Origin of the sequence: Pseudomonas sp. 21LCFQ010, assembly GCF_024129905.1 — a bacterium.
Taxonomy (GTDB): domain Bacteria; phylum Pseudomonadota; class Gammaproteobacteria; order Pseudomonadales; family Pseudomonadaceae; genus Aquipseudomonas.
The window spans coordinates 218365-241038 of sequence record NZ_JAMYDZ010000001.1 but is presented as its reverse complement, the minus strand read 5'-3'; the positions used below and the strand labels follow the sequence as shown (position 1 = coordinate 241038).

Sequence of the window (22674 nt, the reverse complement as noted above, 5' to 3'; positions counted from 1 at the left end):
GTAACTGCCATAGCACAGGGCAGACAGGGCGTTACTGCCTGAATTTGAAGTCCAGCGCCGCGCCGTCGACGTCCCGGCGGTTGTCGTTGCGCATCTGCAGCTGCATTTCGTTGCTGATAATCCGCCCGCCCAGCTCGAACGAACCCGACTCGGCAGAATTCGCCTTGTCACCAAACATCGGCGGCAGCAGTGGCTTGCGCCGACCACTGATAACGTTGGCCGGCGGCTCCAGCTCGCGCACCAACTCCTGCGGCAGGCTCAGATCCAGTTTGGCATTGCCAATGCGCACATTCTTGGCTGGCACCTTGTCGCCTTTGGCTTTCGACTCCTTGCGATCGGCCTTGGCAACCGTCTTGGCCGAAGACTTGGCGGCACTCGGCTTACCAGGCTCGGCACCGGCAACCGCCTTCGCCGTCTTATCAGGTTGCGCATGCGCAGCGACAGGCTTGCTGGCCACACCAAAATCATTTTTGTCGAGCACCACAGGCTTGACCGGCACGCTGGGCGCCAGGCTGTGCACCGGCGCAGGCTCATGCTTGTCCGCCACAGCGCCGCTCACCACCTGCGCAACGGGCTTTTCGGCAGTCGATGGCGCAACCGGCCGCGCAGGCGCTTCAGGCACCGCAGCCGCCGCCGAGGCAGCCTCTGTTTTGGGTCTGGGCGCAGACGGCTCCCGAGCATCGCAACCGCACAACAATACGACGACTAACAATCCAGCAAGGCGAAAGACAGTCATAAGCGAACAATGATTTGGGCAGAAATAAACATGCTGGCCCTTTACAACCCGATTGACAAGTCAGCAGACCGATATCGGACGAAAAGAGTGCATGCCCTATAGGTCAAAATCCTGCGGCCGCCTCATGACACAACTGCCGCGCCAACATTCCCAGCGTCATCAGGGAGCGCTCCGCCTCGCGATTCCAGGGCATTCCACAGTTCAGACGAATGCAATGATTGAACTGCTCTGTATTGCTGAAAATCAGCCCTGGCGCGATGCTGATGCCCTGTTCCAGTGCACGAACATGCAGCTCCTGAGTATTGACCCTGCCCGGCAAACTGACCCATAGAATGAAACCACCCAACGGCCGGCTCATCTGGGTGCCCTCGGGAAAATGCTGCTGCACGGCCAATTGATAGGCGCTCAGGTTCTTGCGGTACTCGATCCGGATATGCCGCAGATGGCGATCATAGCCACCATTCTCCAGATAGGCCGCCACACCCATCTGGGTCACACTGCACGCCGAATGGGTACTGAAGGTCTGCAATCGCTGGATTTCGGCCAGGTACTTGCTGCCTGGAATCATCCAGCCAATGCGCACTCCCGGCGACAGGGTTTTGGAGAAGCTTGAGCAGTAGATGACCCGGTCATGCCGATCAAAGGCTTTGAGCGCACGGGTGCGACCGATTTCGAACATCAGCTCGCCATAGATATCATCTTCGATGACCTGGATATCAAAATCGCCAACCAGCCGCAGCAGGCTCTTCTGCCGCTCCTCGGGCATGGTCGCCCCCAGCGGGTTGCTTACCCTGGCAGTCAGTACCAAGGCCTTGATCGACCACTGATTGGCCGCCAGCTGCAAGGCTTCCAGACTGATACCGGTGACCGGATCACTGGGAATCTCGATGACCTTCAGCCCCAGCAAATCCGCCAGTTGCAGCAGACCGTAATAAGCCGGCGACTCGGCAGCAATCAAATCACCCGGCCGTGTCACCACTCGTAAAGCCATCTGCAGCGCATCGACACAACCGTGGCTGATCACCACCTCAGAAGGATCGACCACCACCCCAGCATCACGCATGCGGATCGCCACTTGGCGCCGCAGCGGCTCATAGCCTGGGCTGAACATGTAGCTGAAGGCTCGCGGGCTTTGAAAACGGGTCACTTTGGCCAGTTGCTGATGCAGTGCACGGACCGGCAGATAATCGACATGAGGCACAGCCGCACCCAGGGCAAATACCCCTTCACGTCGTGATTCAACCAAAACCTGCTGGATAATGGTGCTACGAGTCACCAGGCTGGGCCGCTCGACCCGGGCGATATCAGGCGTCGATGCGGTCAGCGCCGGAGTCTGGTGCACGTAATAACCTGACTGTGGCCGGGCGCGAATCAGCCCCTGATCCTCAAGATTGGCGTAGGCCTGCAGCACCGTGGCATGGCTGACATTGAGCTGCAGGCTCATCTTGCGCACCGACGGGACACGCTCACCCGGCTGATAAACGCCGCGGCGAATATCTTCGGCAAGCTGCTGGGCGATACGTTGATACAACAGAAGATTGGTCATGAAGCGGCCTCACAGCGACCGGCATTTTGTTCTTGTAGGATAAACAACCGTAACAGTTTGCAATTGTACTGGGACAGTTCTGGCACAGAAGCCGTATTGTGCACCCTGACAGAAATATTTGGATGGCATAAATGCCAAAAGCAGCGGTCTTAATGCCAAAAAAAAGCCCGAGCACCCTACCGGGCTCGGGCTTTTTTTGGACCCTGTGTTTATCGGGCAATGCCCAGCCGTCCTTTATCATCGGAAAAGACGATTTCAACCCGACGATTCTGCGCCCTGCCCCGCTCTGTCGCATTCACGTCAACAGGAAATTGCGCGCCGTAGCCACTGACTTCAACCCGCTTTTCTTCCACTCCCAGGTCGATCAGCACATCTGCAACGGCCTGGGCACGATCCCTGGACAACTTGAGATTGTCCTGACGCTCGCCGGTGTTGTCGGTGTAACCCTCAATGCGTACCACACGTCGCGGGTGCAGTTGCAGGAACTGGACGATCTTGAGCAGGGTGCGATTGGCGGAGTTCTTCAACTGCGCATCGCCCTCATCGAACAACACATCGCCCAAGGTCATGACCAGACCGCGATCGCTCTGGGTAGTGGCCAGCATGATCTGCTCTTCGACCCACTTGCCCTGCTGCCGGGCACCGGCCAGCCTAGCTTCACGCAACCCCAGTTGCAGCCGCTGACGTTCAAGCTCCATCCTGGCCATCCGCTCTTGTGATAGCGCCAGATTAGTGTGCTCACGGGCAATTTCACTGTAGCGACTGCTCAGGTAAGCGTAATGCGCAACATCCGCGCCGCTGCCCAGATAGCTCGACAGCCGCTCGGCACGCCCCAGCGATTCTCCGGCGCGAATTACATCCTTGGGCGCACTGCGCAGCACATCAGGATCTTCCTTGACCCGCTGAAAATCGGCACTGGCTTTGTGTAAAGCCTGATCGCCCGAGTACTGCCCGGCACAGCCGGCCAACCCCAGCACTGCACAGACACTCAGAATATGCGGCAGACGATTCATTGCGCCTCCTTCAACTGCTTGCGCAGACGTTCAAGGCGAGCTTCGAGTTGCGCACGCTGCTCTTCACTCTTGAGGGTCAGGGTTTGCGCCTCGGCCAGCCGGGCATCCAGCTCAGCCCGCTCGGCCTGCATGCGCGCATTCTTGTAGGACTGCTTGAGCAGCTCGGCTCGCGCGGCGGCATAGCCTTCTTCGGCCTGCTGCATCTGCGGCAGCTCTTCACCTTCGGCCCCTACTGCCTTGGCCTGGGCAATGGCTTGCTCGGTCAGTTTCATTTGTTCGGTGGGCGCCGGATCGCTTGCACACCCGGCCACAATGACAGCCGCCATGCCGGCGACCAAAAAGCGAGTACTCACTAAACCATTCCTACTGTTTGGAGACGGGCTGCTGCAACTGGCGTTTCCACAGATCCAGATTGCGTTTTATGGCCTCATCGGCAAGGCCCGAAGCTGCCGATTCTGTCATCTTTTTCGTCAGTTGTCCGCGCAACCAGGGATCGTTGCAGGCTGAATTGGACGATAACGCCAGATGAAACCCCGGCCGATCCACCACCAGCGCCAGCGCCTGCAAGTCAGCCGCCAGGCCCAGCGACTCGACCAGCACCCGGCCTGCGTAGCGCCCTGCCAGGGCGTAGTCGACCTCACCCAGTGCCAGCTTCTGCAGCGCCGCAGTCAGGCCGCCCACGGTTTGCAACTGTAGCTGCGCACCGGCAAGCGCCTCAAACTCCGGCGTCAGCCGGGTTCTTTGAGAGCGCACCCCGGAGAACCCCTGCAAATCAGCAAGACTCTGCGCGGCCAGGCCGGAATCGGCGCGCGTCCAGAGCACGATTTCGTTATGGCTGATGGCCGGCTGAAGGTAATCGAAAGCCTCCAGTTGCGCCGAATTCAGACTGGCATCGACCAGCAGATCCATCCGCCCGCTGCGCACTTCCTCTTGTGCCTGGCTGCGCTTGCCGGCGTAGAGCACCTCGACGGTGATGCCCAACTCCTGCGCGGCCTGCCGGAGCAGGTCGGCATTGGCCCCCATCAGTTGCCTGGGGTCCTGCGGATCGCGCCACAGGTACGGTGGCGCATCCGGGCTGCCACTGGCGATCAGCCGCTCGCACTTGGCTGCCGCTGCGGCCATAGCGGGCGATATCAGCCAGCCCGCCAGCACGCACGGCCAGAGAACTCGAAAGGCGCCCATGCAAAATCCTTGATATCAGAAAACAAAAAACCCGCCGGTTCGTCAGCAAACCGGGCGGGTTCTTTTATAGGGCAGGATGCCGGATCAGACCAGCTTTTCCAGCTCCGGCACGGCTTCGAACAGGTCGGCTACCAGACCGTAGTCAGCCACCTGGAAGATTGGCGCCTCTTCATCCTTGTTGATCGCAACGATCACCTTGGAGTCTTTCATGCCAGCCAGATGCTGGATCGCCCCGGAAATACCGACAGCGACGTACAGTTGCGGCGCGACGATCTTGCCGGTCTGACCGACCTGCATGTCGTTAGGCACAAAGCCTGCGTCAACGGCCGCACGCGAGGCACCGACCGCAGCACCGAGCTTGTCGGCCAGGCTGTACAGGTGCTTGAAGTTGTCACCGTTGCCCATGCCGCGACCGCCGGACACCACCACCCGCGCCTCGGTCAGCTCTGGACGGTCAGAGGTCGCCAGCTCTTCGCTGACAAAGCTCGAGGTACCGGCGTTGTGCGCGGCAGCCACAGCTTCGACAGCAGCAGAGCCACCTTCGGCAGCAACCGGGTCGAAACCGGTAGTACGCACAGTAATGACCTTGACCGCTGCACTCGATTGCACGGTGGCAATAGCGTTACCGGCGTAGATCGGACGCTTGAAGGTGTCTGCCGACTCGACCGAGACGATTTCGGAAATCTGGTCAACATCCAGTTGCGCGGCAACGCGCGGCAGGATGTTCTTGCCATTGGAGGTCGCAGCCGCCAGCACGTGGCTGTAACCCTTGGCCAGCTCGACGATCAGTGGCGCGACGTTTTCCGGCAACTGGTGAGCGTAGGCTGCGTTGTCGGCAGCCAGCACCTTGGCCACACCGGCGATCTTCGCGGCCGCTTCGGCAACCGCCGATACGCCGGCACCTGCGACCAGCACGTGAATGTCGCCGCCGATTTTCTGGGCGGCCGCTACAGCATTGAGGGTCGCCGGAACCAGCGCACCCTTGTCGTGTTCAGCGATAACCAAAATAGTCATTTAGATTACCTTCGCTTCGTTCTTCAGTTTTTCGACCAGTTCAGCCACCGACTTGACCTTGATGCCGGCGCTGCGCACTGCTGGCGCCTCGACCTTGATGGTCTTGTTGGTCGAGGCTGTGGAAACACCCAACGCTTCAGGGGTCAGGGTTTCCAGCGGCTTCTTCTTGGCCTTCATGATGTTGGGCAAGGATGCGTAGCGCGGCTCGTTCAGTCGCAAGTCGGTGGTGATGATGGCAGGCAGGTTCAGCGCAACCGTCTGCAGACCGCCGTCGATCTCACGGGTCACGGCAACCTTGTCGCCATTGACTTCGACCTTGGAGGCAAAGGTGCCCTGGGCGTAACCGCTCAGCGCGGCGAGCATCTGGCCGGTCTGGTTGTTATCGCTGTCGATCGCCTGTTTACCGAGGATCACCAGTTGCGGCTGTTCCTTGTCGACCACGGCCTTGAGCAACTTGGCAATCGCCAGCGAGGTCAGTTCTTCAGCGGACTCAACCAGTACGGCACGGTCGGCGCCCAGCGCCAGCGCGGTGCGCAGTTGTTCCTGAGCGGTGGACGGACCCACGCTGACCACGACGATTTCGCTGGCAACGCCCTTCTCTTTCAGACGCACGGCCTCTTCGACGGCAATTTCGCAGAAGGGGTTCATGGACATCTTGACGTTGGCCAGGTCGACGCCGGAGTTGTCCGCCTTGACGCGAACCTTGACGTTGTAGTCGACCACTCTTTTGACAGCTACAAGAACCTTCATGGATTCCTCGTTACTCTCCGATGAATAGAAGCCGCCTGGACACGGCCAGGCGATTGGAATGCGTCCTCAACAAGCAATCCTGGGGCGTGCACACGCACTACAAGGCCGATTAAAGCCGGCCAATGGCCGCAAGGCCGTGTAGAATGCGCCGCACAAACAGGCACGAAGTGTTTAACCACACTTCACGGCCGCACGCCTTTACAGGTCTGGTCGAGTTTTATCGACCTGCAGCCAGTACCAAACCGCCCGTATCTTGACTGCAACCTCCCGGACGGTCAATACGACATATCGGCCAGTCATGAGTCCCGCCGCTAGGATTTATAAGGGTTTCAACCGATTCAAACAAACGTTTGTATTGGACCTTGCCGATGGTGTAGATATACTGCCTGAACTTAGAAAGAAGCCGCGAAATCGACTGTTGCCGCTGTCGTTTATCGCCAGAGCTTATAAAGACACCGTGAGCCATTTGTAGGAGATAGCCTGTGGAACGCGAATACATGGAATTCGACGTGGTCATCGTCGGAGCCGGGCCCTCCGGGCTTTCCGCCGCTTGCCGCCTGAAACAGCAGGCCGCTCAAACCGGCCAGGAAATCAGCGTCTGCGTGGTTGAAAAAGGCTCCGAAGTTGGCGCCCACATCCTCTCCGGCGCGGTATTCGAACCGCGCGCCCTGGAAGAGCTGTTCCCCGACTGGAAAGCACTGGGTGCCCCGCTCAATACGCCCGTGGTGCGCGATGACATCTATGTCCTGCGCAGCGAGCAGAGTTCGATCAAGGTGCCTGATTTCTTTGTGCCCAAAGCCATGCACAACGAAGGCAACTACATTATCTCTCTGGGTAACCTATGCCGCTGGCTGGCCCAGCAGGCCGAGAACCTGGGCGTCGAGATCTACCCAGGCTTTACTGCCCAGGAAGTATTGTTCGACGAGGCCGGCATCGTGCGCGGCATCATCACCGGCGACCTGGGCGTGGACCGCGAAGGCCAGCCCAAGGACGGCCTGTACACCCCCGGCATGGAACTGCGTGGCAAATACACGCTGTTCGCAGAAGGTTGCCGCGGCCATCTGGGCAAGCAACTGATCAAGCGCTTCGAACTCGACAGCGAAGCCGACGTGCAGCATTACGGCATCGGCATCAAGGAACTGTGGGAAATCGACCCGGCCAAACACGTACCGGGCCTGGTGGTGCACACCGCCGGCTGGCCGCTGGACAACGCCAACATGGGCGGCTCGTTCCTTTATCACCTGGAGAACAACCAGGTGGTGGTCGGTCTGATCATCGACCTGTCGTACAGCAACCCGTACCTGTCGCCATTCGACGAATTCCAGCGCTACAAGCACCATCCGGTCGCCAGCCAGTACCTCGAAGGCGGCAAGCGCATCAGCTACGGCGCCCGCGCCATCGTCAAAGGCGGCTACAACTCGCTGCCGAAGATGGTGTTCCCCGGCGGCGCACTGATCGGCTGCGACCTGGGCACCCTGAACTTCTCGAAAATCAAAGGCAGCCACACGGCCATGAAGTCCGGCATGCTGGCCGCCGACGCGGTGGCCGAGCAACTGCTGGCGGGCAACCAAGGCGGCGACGAACTGACCGGCTATGTCGAGGGCTTCAAGGCCAGCTGGCTGCACGACGAACTGTTCGCCTCGCGCAACTTCGGCCCGGCGATGCACAAGTTCGGCCCGATTCTCGGCGCCGGCTTTGCGTTCCTTGAGCAGAATATCTTCGCCAACAAGCTGCCCTTTACCCTGCACGACACCAAGCCGGACCATGCCTGCCTGAAGCTCGCTGCCGACTCAAAAAAGATCGACTACCCGAAACCGGACGGCAAGCTCAGCTTCGACAAGCTCAGCTCGGTATTTCTCTCCAGCACCAACCATGAAGAGGAACAGCCCTGCCACCTGAAGCTCAAAGACCCGAGCATCCCGATCAGCCAGAACCTGCCGCTCTACGACGAGCCTGCACAGCGCTACTGCCCGGCCGGCGTGTACGAAGTGGTGACCCAGGAAGACGGCGAGAAACGCTTCCAGATCAACGCCCAGAACTGCGTGCACTGCAAGACCTGCGACATCAAGGATCCGGCGCAGAACATCACCTGGGTGGCGCCTGAAGGCGCAGGCGGACCCAACTACCCCAACATGTAATGCACCGTAGGAGCGGCTTCAGCCGCGAAAGCTTCGCAGCTAAAGCTGCTCCTACCGTGACGCTAAACCCCTCTCTCCTGCCCCGGGCTGCGCTCGAAGTAGCGCTTGTACTCGCGACTGAACTGCGAGGCACTCTGATAGCCCACCTGCAATGCCACCTGAGCCACACCCATTGCGTCGCTGACCAGCATCTGCTGGGCACGCAGCAGACGCAGGCGTTTGAGGTATTGCACCGGGCTGAGCAAGGTGCTGCGCTTGAAGTGTTCATGGAAGGTCGACACGCTCATGTTGGCGCAACGCGCCAGGGTCTCGACATTCAGCGGCTCGGCGAAATGATCGTGCAGGTAATTGACCGCCGCGGCCACTCGGGCGAACTGCCCCTGTTGCTCGACCAGTGCCCGCAGCACACCCGCCTGCGGACCGCGCAGCGCGCTGTACAGCACATCACGCACCCGCGCCTGGCCCATCACCTGACACTCCAGCGGATCGTGCAGGCAACGCAACAACCGCTCGACACTCTCACGCATGCCCACATCGAACTGCACCGAGCTCATCGACTCAGGGGTCTGCATCCGGCTTTCGCCAGCCGCTGTCGGGCCCATGGCCTGCACCAGTTCGGCCAGCACCGTACGATCAATCGCCACTGACACACCATAAAGCGGCATGTCCGGCGCAGCGAAGGTTTCGCACTTGAACGGCACCGACAAGGCCTGGATCAGGTAATGCCCGGCGCCGTACTCGAAGGTCCGCGACCCCAGAAACGCCACCTTGCTGCCCTGGGCGACGATCATCAGGCTCGGTTCGTAGATCTGCGGGCTGCTGCCCATATGGCTGAACGCGCTGATCAGCTTTACGTCCGGCAAACGGGTATACGCCCAACCCGGCTGCGGTGCCAGAGAGCGAATCAGGGCCACAAGCGTTGTATTGGCTTCAAGGTATCGAGTCAATTGCATCAAACAGTACTGACAGAGAAACAGACACGCCTATCATCGCAGATCTGAGCAGCGATACGGCATACTCCGGAGAATCAGGCAAGAATCACGGAGAATTCGCCATCGCCGGGCGCGGCGTAGCGCACGACAATGCACCGCCTCAACAGCTTGTCATTTGCGAGGCCCTCTGATGTACACCGCTATCGGTTACGCTGCTCAATCCCCTACCGCGCCACTGGCACCGATGACCTTCGAACGTCGCGCCTTGCGCGCTGACGATGTGGCCATCGAAATTCTCTACTGCGGCGTCTGCCACTCAGATATTCACCAGGCCCGCAATGAATGGGGGATTGCCGTCTACCCGCTGATGCCCGGCCATGAAATCGTCGGCCGGGTCACTGCCACCGGTCCGCAGGCCACCCGCTACAAGACCGGTGATCTGGTCGGTGTCGGTTGCATGGTCGACTCGTGCCGCACCTGCAGCGCCTGCCAGGCAGACCTTGAGCAATACTGCCTGGAAGGCCCGACCATGACCTACGCCACCCCGGACCGGGTCGATGGCAGCAACACCATGGGCGGCTACTCCAGCAGCATCGTGGTCAGCGAACACTTCGTCGTACGCATCCCGGAACAACTCGATGCGGCAGCCGCGGCGCCGATCCTGTGCGCCGGCATCACCACCTACTCGCCGCTCAAGCTCCATGGCGTGCGCGCCGGGCACAAGGTCGGCGTGCTGGGCATGGGCGGCCTGGGCCACATGGGGATCAAGTTGGCCAAGGCGATGGGCGCAGAGGTCACGCTGTTCACCCGCTCTGCCAGCAAAGCGGCCGAGGCACGCCGTCAGGGTGCCGACCATGTGATCGTGTCCACCGATGCCGAGCAGATGAAAGCCGCCGCCGGCCGCTTTGATTTCCTGCTCGACACCATTCCGGTGCAGCACGACCTCAATCCCTACCTGGACACCCTGACCTTCGGCGGCGTGCACATTCTGGTCGGCCTGATCGAACCGATCGACCCACCGGTACATGCCGCCAACCTGGTCATGAAACGCCGGGTACTGGCCGGTTCACTGATCGGCGGCATCGCCGAAACCCAGGAAGTGCTGGATTTCTGCGCTGAACACGACATCCGTTGCGATATCGAAATGCTCGACATCCGCAACATCAATCAGGCCTACGAACGCATGCTGGCTGGTGACGTGAAGTACCGCTTCGTCATCGACATGGCGACGCTCAAGGCCTGATCACACCGCACCCAGTTCGGCCGACAGCTGCGCCGCCAGGTCTTTGATCAGCGGCACCAGTTCGGCCATTTTTTCCAGCGGCATATACGGCACAGTGCTGGCGATGCTGATGCCAGCCACGATCTGTCGGCTGGCGTCACGCACCGGCGCCGCAACGCAGCGGATCGACGGCTCGTTGTCTTCCAGGTCGAAGGCATAGCCGCCCTGCACATACTCCTCGCGGCGCTGGCGCAACTGCTCCCAGGTCTGCGGCTCATGGGCCGGCAAGGTCGAGGCACGGCCAGCGACCGGCTGGCTGATGTCGAACAGCCGCTGCCATTCCTGCTCGGCGCTGTCGAGCAACAACGCCTTGCCGATCCCGGTGCGCACCAATGGCATGCGGTGCCCGACCCGCGAGCGCATCTCCGGGCCGTTGCGCCCTGGATTCTTGTGCAGGTACAGCACCTCATCGCCGTCGCGCACAGCCAGATGCACGGTATCGCCGGTCAGTTCCGAAAGCCGGTCCAGATAGGGCCTGGCCAGCATCGCCAATGGCAATTCTTCCCGGGCCTGGAAGCCCAGCTCGATCAACTTGGGGCCGAGCAGGTAGCCGACCTGCGGCACCACCCGCAGATAGCGCTCCAGCACCAGACAACTGGCCAACCGGTGGGTGGTGCTGCGGGTGGTACCCATTGCCTTGGCGATGTCTTTGAGGTCCCGGGCACCTGCCGCGACTGCCTGAACCACGGCCAGGCCACGCACCAGAGTCTGCGTGCCCGCCAGCGCCGGTTCTTTATCGGCATCTGCCATTGAAGCCTTGTCCATATCAGGTCTGGTTCCGTCAAAAAAGCTGGCAGCATTATGGGCATCTAGCCGCCTCAGAACCAGCCGCTAAAGCTCGATCCGCTCGACCTTGCCCACCAGCAGGATGTACGACAGCGCCCCCAACAACGCCAGGCAGGCGATGTAGGTAATGGCCGGCGCGAACGAATCACCGGTGGCCAGAAAACCGATCATGATCGGCGTGGCAATGGCCGCCAGGTTGCCGATGAAGTTAAAGGTGCCCCCTGTCAGGCCCAGCAGCCGCGCCGGCGCAACGGTCGATACCAGCGACCAGGTGATCGACGCCAGGCCATTACCGAAGAAGGCTACCGCCATGCAGGCGATGATCAGCCCGGTCGAGTCCACGTAGTTGGCACCGATAATGGTCGTGGAGATCAGCAGGCCAGTGATGATCGGCAGCTTGCGCGCCAGCCCCACGCTGTGGCCGCGGCGGATCAGCCAGTCGGAGAAGAACCCCGAACACAGCACGCCGACGAACGCTGCCAGGAACGGCAACGAAGCCAGCAACCCGGACTTGATGAAGTCCATGCCGCGATACTTGACCAGATAGGTCGGGAACCAGGTCAGGAAGAACCACAGGGTCGAGTTCAGGCAGAACTGTCCCAGATAGAGACCCCACAGCTTGCGCTGACTGAGCACGATGCCGAGATCGGCCCACTTGAACCCGGCCTTTTGCCTGGCGGTATCAGCCTGGATATCCACCAGCCCGCCACCCTCGCGAATCAGCTCAATCTCGGCGTTATTGGCGCCCTTGAAGTCGCGCGGTTCGCGATACACCAGATACCAGATCACGCCCCAGAGAATACCTACTGCACCGGTGGCCACAAATACCATGTGCCAGCCGTAATGGGCCTGTAGCCAGGCCAGTACCGGAGTCAGAAATGCCAGGCCGACAAACTGCCCGGAGGTGTAGAAGCCGATGGCCGTGGCCCGCTCGCGCTCAGGGAACCACGAGGTCACCACCCGGCTATTGATCGGATAGGCCGGGGCCTCCAGCGCCCCCACCGCCATGCGCAACACGAACAAGGCAATGAAGCTGGCCGCAAAACCCAGCATCACCGTCGCCACCGACCAGGAGATCAGCGCCACGGTATAGAGAATCCGTGGCGGTACACGGTCGACCAGCCAGCCGCCGGGCAATTGCATGGCCGCGTAGGTCCAGCCGAACGCGGAAAAGATCAGGCCGACCTCGACCGGCGTCAAACCCAGCTCGCTGGTCAGCGCCGGTGCGGCAATCGACAGGTTACTGCGGTCCAGGTAGTTGATGACCACAGTGATGAACAACAGCACCATGATGAAATAGCGTTTGCGGGTCGGCGTGGCCAGCGACGCCGCCGATTCGAATGCCCGGGAACTCATGAGGTTTGCCTCTTATTGGAGTTGTATGAGTTTGTGTAGTACCGCACTTCAGGTCGCCTCTTACCACTCGGCAAAGCTGCCATCAGCATGCCGCCAGATCGGGTTGCGCCAGCGATGGCCGACGGCTGCGCGCTCGCGCACGTACGCTTCGTTGATTTCGATACCCAGGCCCGGACCGTTGGGGATTTTCACCATGCCGGCTTCGTAGTCGAAGACTTCCGGGTGTTTGACGTAGTCGAGCAGGTCGTTGCTTTCGTTGTAGTGGATGCCCAGGCTCTGCTCCTGGATGAAGGCGTTGTAGCAAGCCGCATCCAGCTGCAGGCACGCGGCCAGGGCAATCGGCCCCAACGGGCAATGCAGGGCCAGCGCCACATCGTAGGCTTCGGCCATGTTGGCGATCTTGCGGGTCTCGGTGATGCCGCCGGCATGCGAGGCGTCGGGCTGGATGATGTCGACGTAACCTTCGCTGAGCACTCGTTTGAAGTCCCAGCGCGAGAACAGCCGCTCGCCCAGCGCGATCGGTGTACTGGTCAGCGGCGCCAGTTCCTTGAGCGCCTCATAGTGCTCGCTGAGCACCGGCTCTTCGATGAACATCAGCTTGAACGGGTCCAGCTCCTTCATCAGTACCTTGGCCATCGGCTTGTGCACCCGGCCATGGAAATCCACGCCGATACCGACATTCGGCCCCACCGCGTCGCGCACCGCGGCCACGCTGGCCAGCGCGCGGTCGACCTTGTCGAACGTGTCGAGAAACTGCAGCTCTTCGGTGCCGTTCATCTTCACCGCGGTAAAACCCCGCTCCACCGCTTCCTTGGCCGCGCGGGCAGTATCGGCCGGGCGATCACCGCCGATCCACGAATAGACCCGGATCTTGTCACGCACCTGGCCACCGAGCAGGTCGCTGACCGAGACGCCCAGCGCCTTACCCTTGATGTCCCACAGTGCCTGGTCGATACCGGCCAGCGCACTCATATGAATCGAGCCGCCGCGATAGAAGCCGCCACGGTAGAGCACGGTCCAGATGTCTTCGATATTGCGCGGGTCTTTGCCGATCAGGTAATCGGACAGCTCGTCCACTGCCGCAGCAACGGTGTGGGCACGCCCTTCGACCACCGGCTCGCCCCAACCGGTCACACCCTGGTCGGTTTCGACTTTGAGGAAGCACCAGCGTGGCGGAACGATAAAGGTGGTCAGTTTGGTGATTTTCATCGTTGTGATCTCTCTTGTTATCGATGCGAGCGCCTACCGCGCCCGCCAGAAAATTAAGCGGCGCTGCTGCGAGCCCAGGCCGCGACATACGCCTGGGCGCGGCTGGCGACCTCAGCGGCGCTCAGGCCCGGCTTGAACAGCCCGGAGCCCAGCCCGAAGCCCCGCGCGCCGGCGTCCAGCCAGGGCTGCATGTTGTCCGCCGTAATGCCGCCCACCGGCAGCAACACGGTGCCCGCCGGCAGCACCGCCAGCCAGGCCTTGACCACCGCCGGCGCCATTTGCTCGGCAGGGAACAGCTTCAGAACGTCAGCGCCCTCGGCCAACGCGGCGAATGCTTCGGTCGGCGTGGCGACACCGGGCGACAGGAACAGCCCGGCCGCTTTAGCGGCACGCAGCACAGCGGCATCGCTGTGCGGCATCACGATCAACTGGCCTCCGGCGTCCTTGACCTGCTGCACCTGCGCGGGCTGCAACACTGTGCCGGCACCGACCAGGCAGTCGGCGGGCAGGCTGCGCCGCAGCAGGCTGATGCTGTCGAACGGCGATGGCGAATTGAGCGGCACCTCGATGACCCGAAAGCCCGCCTCGTACAGCACTTCACCGATGGCTGGCGCTTCCTGGGGACGCAGGCCGCGCAGGATCGCGACCAGGCCGTTGCTGTTGAGTGCTTGCAAAAACATGTCAGAGCTCCTTGAGCAAAACAGAATCGGCGCAGCTCAACAGGCCAGCCTGCCGCGCCACCTGCCAGAGACCGCGCTCGGTGGCCTGCTCGGCCAGCGTCACGGAGGAAAAACCGGCCAGCGCCAGAGCCTGCCGGTAGCGTTGGCACAGGCTGTCGCTGCCCACCAGCACCACGGCCGGTAACGGCGCCTGCTGCTGGTGCAACGAGGCACAAAGACCCGCCAGTTCGTGGCCGATCAGCAGCCCAGACAGGTAGTCAGGCTGGGCGCCGGGTGCCAGTTGCCCGGTCAGGCCGAGGGTGCGGCTGCTGAAGATGGTCGACAGCAGACCGGCCTGGCCTGCACTGGATAACGCCACCGCAACGCCTTGCTCGAAGGCCTGCACGTTGAACTCGCCGCCCGGCTGCATGGTGCGGCCCAGCAAGGTGTGGGCGCACAGCGCGGCGTAGACCTCGCCGGTCATGAACGTATCGAAGTGGACAATTCGCCCTTCGCTGACCCGGACCCATTTGCTGTGACTGCCGGGCAGGCCGATCAGCAGTGGCTGAGCATTGCCCTGCCCGGCGAGGATGCCCAGCACCTGGCTCTCTTCGCCGCGCATGACGTTAGGCAGTGCCGAGTGCTGGATCACCCCGGCAATGATGTGGATGTCGACGCCCCGCACGCTGCGCACCGTGGTGAGTGTGGCGCTCAGGGCGTCAAGGCTGGCCGGGGTTGGCTGATAGGCGGCTTCGCGCCAGCCCTGGGCGCTGCCGACCATACCGCAGGCAATCACCGGCAGGTGCGGCTCGGCATCCAGCCAGTCGCCGCAGGCCTGATCGAAGGCCAGTTCGAATCCGTTGTTGCATGGGTGCCCGGCGATCTGCCGGGGCGTGTCAGGCAGTTGCATGATGCCTGCGCTCAGGGAGCGTTGTTCGAGTACCCGGCCTTGGTGGCCGAGTCGGTAGGCCCGAAGGGAGGTGGTCCCCCAGTCGAGCGCTATGAGTTGCGCCTGCATCGCTTCACCTGTTGTTTTTCTAAGTGACTGCGAGGCGGACTATAAACCCGGAGCGGCTTAAATCTCAATATATAAATTAATATCCCATATATAGGGATTTAATGATGCGCCGCAATGATTTGAAATGGCCGCGTAGGAGCGGCTTTAGCCGCGAACTGGTCTTTCGTTTTGTGCAAGGATCATTGCCGCGGTTGCCTGGACTGCGGGTTTCGCCCCGACGGGCGGCCCTATTTTGTGCTTGGCAAAATAGGGGAAAACCGCTTGCTCCTGGCTTGGGTCCGCCCTGCGGGCGAACTTCCCTCCGTCCGGCATTGATTCGGGGGCCGGCGCGATGGGCATCCCTGCCCAGCGCACCTGAAACTGGCTTCCCTGCCAGTTTCTCCCCCGAATCGACGCCTACCCTCGGTCAGCGCCCAAATCGCGATTCGCGTCGTTTGTGCCATCTCTGTACGAAGATCAAAATCAACGGCAACGGCAACGGCAACGGCAACGGCAACGGCAACGGCAACGGCGGCGGCGGCGGCGGCGGCGAGAATCTGCGCCCATAAAAAAACCCGCGGCCTTCTCAGGGCGCGGGTTTGGCTGATACGGGGCCGTAGCCGGGTATCAACGCTCCAGCAGGATGCGCAGCATGCGACGCAGCGGTTCGGCCGCGCCCCACAGCAGTTGGTCGCCTACGGTGAAGGCGCCCAGGTATTGCGAACCCATGTTCAGTTTGCGCAACCGGCCAACCGGTACGCTCATGGTGCCGGTCACGGCAGTCGGGCTCAGTTCCTTGATGCTGGCTTCGCGGTGGTTCGGCACCAGCTTGACCCAAGGGTTGTGCTGGCTGATCAAGGCTTCGATGTCGGCGATCGGCACGTCCTTGTTCAGCTTGATGGTCAGCGCCTGGCTGTGGCAGCGCATGGCGCCGATGCGCACGCAGATACCGTCGACCGGGATCGGGTTCTTGAAGCGGCCCAGGATCTTGTTGGTCTCGGCCTGGGCCTTCCACTCTTCGCGGCTCTGGCCGTTTGGCAGCTCTTTGTCGATCCACGGGATCAGACTGCCGGCCAGCGGTGCGCCGAAGTTTTCGGTCGGGAACGCATCGCTGCGCATGGCCTCGGCCACTTTGCGGTCGATGTCGAGGATGGCGCTGGCCGGGTTGGCCAGGTCATCGGCGACCGCCGCATTGATGCCGCCCATCTGGCGAATCAGCTCACGCATGTTCTGCGCGCCGGCACCGGAAGCCGCCTGGTAAGTCATGGCCGTCATCCAGTCGACCAGACCGGCTTCGAACAGACCGCCCAGCCCCATCAGCATCAGGCTGACGGTGCAGTTGCCGCCGATGTAGTTCTTGGTACCGGCATCGAGCTGCTGGTCAATGACCTTGCGGTTGACCGGGTCGAGCACGATCACCGAGTCGTCCTGCATGCGCAGGCTCGACGCCGCGTCGATCCAGTAGCCTTGCCAGCCGGCTTCACGCAGCTTGGGGAACACCTCGTTGGTGTAGTCGCCGCCCTGGCAGGTCAGGATGACGTCGAGGGTTTTCAGCTCTTCGATGCTGTACGCATCTTTCAGAGGAGCCACGTCCTTGCCTACCGACGGGGCCTCACCACCCACATTGGAGGTGGTGAAGAACACCGGTTCAATGAGGTCGAAGTCCTGTTCTTCACGCATCCGCTGCATGAGCACGGAACCGACCATGCCACGCCAACCGATCAGACCTACACGTTTCATCGCAACACCTTAACTAAAAGTGGGACCGCCGCGTTACCCCAGGCAAACAACGGCGGGCCAGAGAGATTACAGATTTCGCAGCGCCGCGACTACCGCATCACCCATTTCACGAGTGCCGACCTTCTGCTTGCCTTGCGACCAGATATCACCGGTGCGCAGGTCCTGATCCAGGACTACGCTGACGGCCTTCTCGATGGCATCGGCGGCATCGGTCAGATTGAAGCTGTAGCGCAGCATCATCGATACCGAAAGGATGGTTGCCAGCGGGTTGGCAATGCCTTGACCGGCGATGTCCGGAGCCGAACCGTGGCAAGGCTCGTACATGCCCTTGTTGTTCGAATCCAGCGACGCCGATGGCAGCATGCCGATCGAGCCGGTAAGCATCGAGGCTTCGTCGGACAGGATGTCGCCGAACATGTTGTCAGTGACGATCACGTCGAACTGCTTGGGCGCACGCACCAGTTGCATGGCGGCGTTGTCGACGTACATGTGGCTCAGCTCGACGTCCGGGTAGTCCTTGGCAACCTGCTCGACCACTTCACGCCACAGCTGGCTGGACGCCAGAACGTTGGCCTTGTCGACCGAGCACAGCTTCTTGCCACGCACACGGGCCATGTCGAAGCCGACCTTGGCGATACGACGGATTTCGCTTTCGCTGTATGGCAGAGTGTCGTAGGACTGGCGCTCGCCGTTTTCCAGCTCGCGGGTGCCGCGTGGTGCGCCGAAGTAGATGCCGCCGGTCAGCTCACGGACGATCAGAATGTCCAGGCCGGCCACGATTTCAGGCTTGAGGCTGGACGCCTCGGCCAGTTGCGGATACAGGATGGCCGGGCGCAGGTTGCCGAACAGGCCCAGTTGCGAACGGATTTTCAGCAGGCCGCGCTCAGGACGAATGTCGCGCTCAATGGTGTCCCACTTCGGACCGCCCACCGCACCCAGCAACACCGCGTCGGCCGCACGGGCGCGCTCCAGGGTTTCGTCAGCCAGCGGCACGCCGTGCTTATCAATGGCCGCGCCACCGATCACGTCGAAGTTCAGCTCAAAGCCCAGGCTGTATTTTTCGTTGGCCAGCTCCAGCACCTTGACCGCTTCGGCCATGATTTCCGGACCGATACCGTCGCCTGGGAGAATCAGAATCTGCTTGCTCATAACATCCTCGGTAGTGTGCGCCGCGCAACGCGCTTTAAGTAAACGCTGCGGGCGGGCAAAAACTTATCGCTCGGCCCACAGCACCAGAACATCGGTGCTGAACGAGCCATCTTGCTCAATCTCGAAATACTCGCGAACCTCGGCGCCCATCGCCTGTTGCAGCTCGCGGATGGCTACCCGCATGGCCTGCGGGGTGCGCATGCGCTCAACCCAGGAAGTGAACTCCAGGCGCAGCCGCTGGCGGCTGTGACTGCGGGTGAACAACCCCGCCTCGCTGACCTGACGCAGCCACTCGGCCGCCGCATAATCACGCACGTGGCTGGTGTCACGCAGCACTTCGACGCTCTGCAAATAGGTATCCAGTAACGGGCTGCCCGGCGACATCACATCGACAAACGCCGCCACCCCGCCCGGCTTGAGCACCCGCCGCACTTCACGCAGGGCCAGGCCCAGGTCGCTCCAGTGATGCGCCGAGTAACGGCTGAACACAAAATCAAACTCGCCATCGGCGAATGGCAACTGCTCGGCGGCGCCTTGTTGCGTGCGGATATTGCTAAAACCGCGATCCTGCGCGGTCGCCGCGACCACATCCAGCATTTGCCGGGAGAGGTCATAGGCCACGACTTCCCCCACCGAGGCGGCGACATTAAAGCTAACGTGGCCCGCACCGCAACCCAGATCCAGCAACCGCGCGTCACTGCGCCCGGCCACCTCGGCCTGCAACAACGCAAACTCGCTGCCCTGGGCATGTACGGCACTGCTCAGATAGGCAGACGCCTGCTCGCCGAATTGACGCTGGACAACCTGGGTATGCACGGATTGGGTCATGGCCTGGATCCTTGGGTGAAATGCGGTAGGAGCGGCCGGGCGGCGATCCGCTTTAGCCGCGAATAGATTTAGCCGCGAATGGCTCTTCGCGGCTAAAGCCGCTCCTACCACGGGGCAGAACATTAGTTGCAGGTTTTGTCAGTCGCGGAACAGCCACGGCTGGCTGGCACGATGCCTGGCTTCAAACGCATGGATGGCATCGGCGTCGACCAGGGTCAGACCGATGTCGTCCAGGCCGTTGAGCAGGCAATGCTTGCGAAACGCATCGACTTCGAAGCTGTAGGTTTTGCCATCAGGACGAGTCACAGTCTGGGTCTGCAGATCGATGCTCAACTGATAACCTGGCTCGGCCTCAACCTGCTTGAACAGCTCGTCGACTTCCTGCTCGGTCAGGATGATCGGCAGCATGCCGTTCTTGAAGCTGTTGTTGAAAAAGATGTCGGCATAGCTCGGCGCGATGATGGCGCGAAAGCCGTATTCCTCCAGCGCCCACGGTGCGTGTTCACGACTGGAACCGCAGCCGAAGTTTTCCCGGGCCAGCAGCACGCTGGCACCCTGATAGCGCGCGTGGTTAAGCACGAACTCCGGGTTGACCGGACGCTTGGAGTTGTCCTGATAAGGCTGGCCCACGTCCAGATAGCGCCATTCGTCGAACAGGTTCGGACCGAAGCCGGTGCGCTTGATCGACTTGAGAAACTGCTTGGGGATGATCTGATCGGTGTCGACGTTGGCACGATCCAGAGGTGCCACAAGGCCGTTGAGCTGGGTAAAGGCTTTCATGCTGGACTCCTTAGTGCTGGATCAATTCGCGAACATCAATGAAACGACCGGTCACCGCCGCCGCCGCGGCCATCGCCGGGCTGACCAGGTGGGTACGCCCACCGGCGCCCTGGCGACCTTCGAAGTTGCGGTTCGAGGTCGACGCACAGTGTTCGCCAGAGCCCAGGCGGTCAGGGTTCATGGCCAGGCACATCGAGCAGCCTGGCTCACGCCATTCAAAACCGGCTTCGATGAAGATCTTGTCCAGGCCTTCTTTCTCGGCCTGCTCTTTGATCAGGCCAGAACCTGGCACCACCATGGCCTGCTTGACCGTGGCGGCAACCTTGCGGCCCTTGGCGATTTCTGCAGCAGCGCGCAGGTCTTCGATCCGCGAGTTGGTGCACGAGCCGATAAACACACGGTCGAGCTTGATATCGGTGATCGGCTGGTTGGCTTTCAAGCCCATGTATTTCAGCGCCCGCTCGATAGAGCCACGCTTGACCAGGTCCGGCTCCTGCGCCGGGTCCGGCACATTGTCATCAACGGCCAGAACCATCTCCGGAGAAGTGCCCCAGCTGACTTGCGGCTTGATCTGCGCTGCGTCCAGCTCGACCACGGTGTCGAACACGGCATCGGCGTCAGACACCAGGTCTTTCCATACTTCAACCGCACGGTCCCAGTCCTGGCCCTTGGGCGAGAATGGACGCCCCTTGACGTACGCCAGGGTTTTCTCGTCGGTGGCAACCATACCGACACGGGCACCGGCTTCGATGGACATGTTGCAGATGGTCATGCGGCCTTCGATCGACAGGTCACGGATCGCGCTACCGGCGAACTCAATGGCATGGCCGTTGCCGCCAGCGGTACCGATCTTGCCGATCACAGCCAGGACGATATCCTTGGCGGTCACGCCAAACGGCAACGTGCCTTCGACCCGCACCAGCATGTTTTTCATTTTCTTGGCGACCAGGCATTGGGTGGCCATCACGTGCTCGACTTCCGAAGTGCCGATACCGTGGGCCAGCGCACCGAAAGCGCCGTGGGTCGAGGTATGCGAGTCGCCGCAGACCACGCTCATACCGGGCAAGGTGGCCCCTTGCTCCGGACCGACCACATGGACGATGCCTTGGCGCAGGTCGTTCATCTTGAATTCGGTGATGCCGTATTCGTCACAGTTATCGTCCAGAGTCTGGACCTGCAGACGCGAGACCTGGTCGGCAATCGCCTCGATACCGCCCTTGCGCTCGGCGGTGGTCGGTACGTTGTGGTCCGGGGTGGCGACGATCGAGTCTACCCGCCATGGCTTGCGGCCAGCCAGGCGCAGACCTTCGAACGCCTGCGGCGAGGTCACTTCATGGATGATATGGCGGTCGATATAGATCAGCGACGAGCCGTCGTCGCGTTCTTTGACCACATGGGAATCCCACAACTTGTCGTAAAGCGTTTTGCCAGCCATCGGACGGTATCCTCATCAACGTCTTTCTATGCCTTGAGGGCACCTCTAAAAACTACCTGCGTTTTAGAAGCCCCTTGGGTGATCGTGCTCGATGACCCCTTGGCTTGTGCGGACAATGCTATGGAATGTGCTTAAATAACTCCAATTCATAATTTTTATGCTTTGGATAACCAACTGGAATCCGTCGTCATGGATCTCGCCAATCTCAACGCTTTTATTGCTGTGGCCGAAACCAGCAGCTTTTCCGGTGCCGGTGAACGCCTACACCTGACCCAGCCGGCCATCAGCAAACGCATCGCAGGACTGGAACAGCAACTCGACGTGCGTCTGTTTGACCGCCTCGGCCGGGAAGTCAGCCTGACCGAGGCCGGCCGCGCCTTGCTGCCCCGCGCCTATCAGATTCTAAACGTGCTGGACGATACCCGGCGGGCACTGACCAACCTGACCGGCGAGATCAGCGGCCGGCTGACCCTGGCGACCAGCCACCATATCGGCCTGCACCGTCTGCCACCGGTATTGCGCACCTTTACCCGGCTGTATCCGCAGGTGGCGCTCGACATCCAGTTTCTCGACTCGGAAATCGCCTACGAAGAAATCCTCCATGGCCGCGCGGAACTGGCGGTGATCACCCTGGCGCCCACGCCCCATACTCTGGTGCGGGCGGTCGCGGTCTGGGAGGACCCGCTGGACTTCGTCGCCGCCCCGGAACATCCGCTGGCCAACAGCGGGCCGGTAAGCCTGGAAGACATTGTGCGCTATCCGGCGGTGTTTCCCGGCGGCAACACCTTTACCCACCATATTGTCAGCGGCCTGTGCGAGGCCCGCGGCCTGAAGCCGGACATCGCCATGAGCACCAATTATCTGGAAACCATCAAGATGATGGTCTCCATTGGCCTGGCCTGGAGTGTATTGCCGCGCACCATGCTCGACGAACAAGTGGCACGCATCCCGTTGCCGGGCATACAGCTCAATCGCCAGCTAGGCTACATCCTGCACACCGAGCGCACGCTATCCAATGCCGCCAGAGCGTTCATGGCCCTGCTCGACGCACAAGCCAGCCCTCATTGAAGGGCTACCGGACGCTGAACGATCGAATTACCAGCTTTATTCATACAGGCTCGTGATCTCATGCCCGACCCAAT

The 22674-nt window shown here is 61.3% G+C and carries 21 protein-coding genes; 3 read left to right on the top strand and 18 right to left on the bottom strand.

Features of this window, described 5'->3' with window-relative positions:
* Positions 1 to 31 precede the first annotated feature (31 nt).
* From NJC38_RS01205 to NJC38_RS01175, 7 genes are all read right to left on the bottom strand, one after another.
* Positions 32 to 736: a translation initiation factor 2 gene (locus tag NJC38_RS01205; protein WP_253110518.1), complete on the bottom strand. Its 705-nt coding sequence runs from the start codon at positions 734 to 736 to the stop codon at positions 32 to 34.
* Positions 737 to 839: 103 nt separating this feature from the next.
* Entirely contained in the window at positions 840 to 2282 is a 1443-nt protein-coding gene (locus tag NJC38_RS01200) for a PLP-dependent aminotransferase family protein (RefSeq protein WP_253110514.1), read from the bottom strand.
* A 209-nt stretch (positions 2283 to 2491) separates the two neighbouring features.
* Positions 2492 to 3295 carry an OmpA family protein gene (locus tag NJC38_RS01195; protein WP_253110511.1) on the bottom strand — a complete coding sequence of 268 codons (804 nt, stop codon included), beginning with the start codon at positions 3293 to 3295 and terminating at the stop codon, positions 2492 to 2494.
* Positions 3292 to 3648 carry a DUF4398 domain-containing protein gene (locus NJC38_RS01190; protein WP_253110508.1) on the bottom strand — a complete coding sequence of 119 codons (357 nt, stop codon included), beginning with the start codon at positions 3646 to 3648 and terminating at the stop codon, positions 3292 to 3294. Before NJC38_RS01190 ends, NJC38_RS01195 begins: the two co-directional genes overlap by 4 nt.
* A 10-nt stretch (positions 3649 to 3658) precedes the next feature.
* Positions 3659 to 4477, bottom strand: coding sequence for a transporter substrate-binding domain-containing protein (locus NJC38_RS01185; RefSeq protein WP_253110505.1), 819 nt, complete (start codon positions 4475 to 4477; stop codon positions 3659 to 3661).
* 84 nt (positions 4478 to 4561) lie between these two features.
* Positions 4562 to 5491 (bottom strand): FAD-binding protein, encoded by a 930-nt coding sequence (locus NJC38_RS01180; protein ID WP_045490117.1) that lies wholly within the window; start codon positions 5489 to 5491, stop codon positions 4562 to 4564.
* On the bottom strand, positions 5492 to 6241 hold the full coding sequence (locus tag NJC38_RS01175) for an electron transfer flavoprotein subunit beta/FixA family protein (RefSeq protein WP_045490115.1): 750 nt from the start codon (positions 6239 to 6241) through the stop codon (positions 5492 to 5494).
* Positions 6242 to 6723: 482 nt separating this feature from the next.
* Between NJC38_RS01175 and NJC38_RS01170 the strand changes: the two genes are divergently transcribed.
* Positions 6724 to 8379 (top strand): electron transfer flavoprotein-ubiquinone oxidoreductase, encoded by a 1656-nt coding sequence (locus NJC38_RS01170; protein WP_253110502.1) that lies wholly within the window; start codon positions 6724 to 6726, stop codon positions 8377 to 8379.
* 62 nt (positions 8380 to 8441) lie between these two features.
* On the opposite strand, the gene NJC38_RS01165 is transcribed toward NJC38_RS01170, so the two are convergent.
* On the bottom strand, positions 8442 to 9332 hold the full coding sequence (locus NJC38_RS01165) for an AraC family transcriptional regulator (protein ID WP_253110501.1): 891 nt from the start codon (positions 9330 to 9332) through the stop codon (positions 8442 to 8444).
* A 169-nt stretch (positions 9333 to 9501) separates the two neighbouring features.
* Between NJC38_RS01165 and NJC38_RS01160 the strand changes: the two genes are divergently transcribed.
* A complete protein-coding gene (locus NJC38_RS01160; protein WP_253110498.1) occupies positions 9502 to 10554 on the top strand; it encodes an NAD(P)-dependent alcohol dehydrogenase in 1053 nt (350 codons plus the stop codon).
* On the opposite strand, the gene NJC38_RS01155 is transcribed toward NJC38_RS01160, so the two are convergent.
* From NJC38_RS01155 to leuC, 10 genes are all read right to left on the bottom strand, one after another.
* Entirely contained in the window at positions 10555 to 11343 is a 789-nt protein-coding gene (locus tag NJC38_RS01155) for an IclR family transcriptional regulator (RefSeq protein ID WP_045494592.1), read from the bottom strand.
* 81 nt (positions 11344 to 11424) lie between these two features.
* Entirely contained in the window at positions 11425 to 12735 is a 1311-nt protein-coding gene (locus NJC38_RS01150) for an MFS transporter (RefSeq protein WP_253110495.1), read from the bottom strand.
* Between the two features lie 60 nt (positions 12736 to 12795).
* On the bottom strand, positions 12796 to 13944 hold the full coding sequence (gene dgoD / locus NJC38_RS01145; protein ID WP_045490104.1) for a galactonate dehydratase: 1149 nt from the start codon (positions 13942 to 13944) through the stop codon (positions 12796 to 12798).
* 53 nt (positions 13945 to 13997) lie between these two features.
* Positions 13998 to 14624 carry a 2-dehydro-3-deoxy-6-phosphogalactonate aldolase gene (locus NJC38_RS01140; protein ID WP_253110492.1) on the bottom strand — a complete coding sequence of 209 codons (627 nt, stop codon included), beginning with the start codon at positions 14622 to 14624 and terminating at the stop codon, positions 13998 to 14000.
* A gap of 1 nt (position 14625) precedes the next feature.
* A complete protein-coding gene (locus tag NJC38_RS01135; RefSeq protein ID WP_253110489.1) occupies positions 14626 to 15621 on the bottom strand; it encodes a 2-dehydro-3-deoxygalactonokinase in 996 nt (331 codons plus the stop codon).
* Between the two features lie 606 nt (positions 15622 to 16227).
* The gene (gene asd / locus NJC38_RS01130) at positions 16228 to 17340 is read right to left on the bottom strand and encodes an aspartate-semialdehyde dehydrogenase (protein WP_045490095.1); all 1113 of its coding nucleotides are present in this window, start codon (positions 17338 to 17340) and stop codon (positions 16228 to 16230) included.
* A 66-nt stretch (positions 17341 to 17406) separates the two neighbouring features.
* On the bottom strand, positions 17407 to 18489 hold the full coding sequence (gene leuB / locus NJC38_RS01125) for a 3-isopropylmalate dehydrogenase (protein WP_045490094.1): 1083 nt from the start codon (positions 18487 to 18489) through the stop codon (positions 17407 to 17409).
* Positions 18490 to 18552: 63 nt separating this feature from the next.
* The gene (locus NJC38_RS01120; RefSeq protein ID WP_045490092.1) at positions 18553 to 19317 is read right to left on the bottom strand and encodes a class I SAM-dependent methyltransferase; all 765 of its coding nucleotides are present in this window, start codon (positions 19315 to 19317) and stop codon (positions 18553 to 18555) included.
* A gap of 138 nt (positions 19318 to 19455) precedes the next feature.
* On the bottom strand, positions 19456 to 20097 hold the full coding sequence (gene leuD / locus NJC38_RS01115; RefSeq protein WP_045490090.1) for a 3-isopropylmalate dehydratase small subunit: 642 nt from the start codon (positions 20095 to 20097) through the stop codon (positions 19456 to 19458).
* A gap of 10 nt (positions 20098 to 20107) precedes the next feature.
* Complete coding sequence (gene leuC, locus NJC38_RS01110; protein WP_253110487.1) at positions 20108 to 21532, bottom strand: 3-isopropylmalate dehydratase large subunit; 1425 nt, start codon at positions 21530 to 21532, stop codon at positions 20108 to 20110.
* A 189-nt stretch (positions 21533 to 21721) separates the two neighbouring features.
* Here leuC and NJC38_RS01105 point away from each other — a divergent pair, with 189 nt between their 5' ends.
* Positions 21722 to 22600, top strand: a complete 879-nt coding sequence (locus NJC38_RS01105) for a LysR family transcriptional regulator (protein WP_045490084.1) — start codon at positions 21722 to 21724, stop codon at positions 22598 to 22600.
* Positions 22601 to 22674: the final 74 nt, after the last annotated feature.

Coding starts and splice junctions, on each gene's coding strand:
- NJC38_RS01205 (WP_253110518.1), bottom strand. CDS start 736: ATGACTGTCTTTCGCCTTGCTGGATTGTTAGTCGTCGTATTGTTGTGC.
- NJC38_RS01165 (WP_253110501.1), bottom strand. CDS start 9,332: ATGCAATTGACTCGATACCTTGAAGCCAATACAACGCTTGTGGCCCTG.
- leuD (WP_045490090.1), bottom strand. CDS start 20,097: ATGAAAGCCTTTACCCAGCTCAACGGCCTTGTGGCACCTCTGGATCGT.
- NJC38_RS01135 (WP_253110489.1), bottom strand. CDS start 15,621: ATGCAGGCGCAACTCATAGCGCTCGACTGGGGGACCACCTCCCTTCGG.
- NJC38_RS01120 (WP_045490092.1), bottom strand. CDS start 19,317: ATGACCCAATCCGTGCATACCCAGGTTGTCCAGCGTCAATTCGGCGAG.
- NJC38_RS01150 (WP_253110495.1), bottom strand. CDS start 12,735: ATGAGTTCCCGGGCATTCGAATCGGCGGCGTCGCTGGCCACGCCGACC.
- NJC38_RS01155 (WP_045494592.1), bottom strand. CDS start 11,343: ATGGCAGATGCCGATAAAGAACCGGCGCTGGCGGGCACGCAGACTCTG.
- NJC38_RS01195 (WP_253110511.1), bottom strand. CDS start 3,295: ATGAATCGTCTGCCGCATATTCTGAGTGTCTGTGCAGTGCTGGGGTTG.
- NJC38_RS01175 (WP_045490115.1), bottom strand. CDS start 6,241: ATGAAGGTTCTTGTAGCTGTCAAAAGAGTGGTCGACTACAACGTCAAG.
- leuB (WP_045490094.1), bottom strand. CDS start 18,489: ATGAGCAAGCAGATTCTGATTCTCCCAGGCGACGGTATCGGTCCGGAA.
- NJC38_RS01160 (WP_253110498.1), top strand. CDS start 9,502: ATGTACACCGCTATCGGTTACGCTGCTCAATCCCCTACCGCGCCACTG.
- NJC38_RS01200 (WP_253110514.1), bottom strand. CDS start 2,282: ATGACCAATCTTCTGTTGTATCAACGTATCGCCCAGCAGCTTGCCGAA.
- dgoD (WP_045490104.1), bottom strand. CDS start 13,944: ATGAAAATCACCAAACTGACCACCTTTATCGTTCCGCCACGCTGGTGC.
- NJC38_RS01140 (WP_253110492.1), bottom strand. CDS start 14,624: ATGTTTTTGCAAGCACTCAACAGCAACGGCCTGGTCGCGATCCTGCGC.
- NJC38_RS01105 (WP_045490084.1), top strand. CDS start 21,722: ATGGATCTCGCCAATCTCAACGCTTTTATTGCTGTGGCCGAAACCAGC.
- NJC38_RS01185 (WP_253110505.1), bottom strand. CDS start 4,477: ATGGGCGCCTTTCGAGTTCTCTGGCCGTGCGTGCTGGCGGGCTGGCTG.
- leuC (WP_253110487.1), bottom strand. CDS start 21,532: ATGGCTGGCAAAACGCTTTACGACAAGTTGTGGGATTCCCATGTGGTC.
- NJC38_RS01180 (WP_045490117.1), bottom strand. CDS start 5,491: ATGACTATTTTGGTTATCGCTGAACACGACAAGGGTGCGCTGGTTCCG.
- asd (WP_045490095.1), bottom strand. CDS start 17,340: ATGAAACGTGTAGGTCTGATCGGTTGGCGTGGCATGGTCGGTTCCGTG.